This is a genomic window from Thioclava atlantica (assembly GCF_000737065.1).
GTDB classification, from domain to species: domain Bacteria; phylum Pseudomonadota; class Alphaproteobacteria; order Rhodobacterales; family Rhodobacteraceae; genus Thioclava; species Thioclava atlantica.
Map to the genome: position 1 here is coordinate 1 of NZ_AQRC01000045.1, position 847 is coordinate 847.

Below are 847 nucleotides of genomic sequence, written 5' to 3' on the forward strand. Positions count from 1 at the left end.
GCAGAGGCTGCAGCGCTGTCCGACCAAGACAAGGCGACGGATGACGAGGAGCTTTGCACCAAACCCGCGGCGTTTCAGGCACTGGTTCAGGCCTGGCGGTACCGTGACACCTTGGAGAAGATCGAGTTCGCTGCGATCATGTCAGGAGGCAACAATGACGACGCCTCATGGAAGCAATGGACGGACGGGCCTGCGCAGGAAACCCGGATCAAACGTTTCAAAAAGCCCTTGTTTCACAAGGACGCCACGAAATCGGATCCGCTGGCATTCCTAATAGTCAAGTCGATGCTCCTAACAGGGTTCGACGCGCCGATCGAAGGTGTGATGTATCTCGACCGTTCCATCCGGGAAGCTGAGCTGCTGCAGGCGATCGCCCGTGTGAACAGGACAGGCTTCGGGAAAACATGCGGTATCGTTGTCGATTACTTTGGCGTGGCCCATCACCTGAAAGCCGCTTTAGCCGCCTATTCCGATGAAGATATCGAGGGGGCCTTGGTTAGCCTGAAAGATCAGATCCCCGTGCTGCAGGATCGGCACATCCGGGTCGTGGACATTTTCCGACGTGCCGGCCTTGATGATCTGTCGAATGACGAGGATTGCTTGCAAGTGCTTTCGACTGAGAAAGCCAGAGCGGAGTTCACCGTCAAGCTCAAGGATTTCCTGAATTCTCTGGAGATCATTCTTCCCCGCCCTGAGGGTTTACCATTCGTTCAGGATGCCAAGAGACTTGCCTACCTGCAAGCGCGCGCCCGCAACCGATATCGTGACATGCCAGTTATCGGGTCAGACGTCGGTGCCAAGGTGCGGAAGCTGATCGACGACCACGTCATTTCTCTCGGTATCGATC

Annotated in this window: 1 protein-coding gene; it reads left to right on the forward strand. The window is 56.1% G+C overall.

Annotation, left to right across the window (positions count from 1 at the left end; translation table 11 throughout):
* On the forward strand, window positions 1-847 hold an 847-nt coding region (locus DW2_RS20020), incomplete at both ends, for a type I restriction enzyme subunit R domain-containing protein (RefSeq protein WP_038149018.1).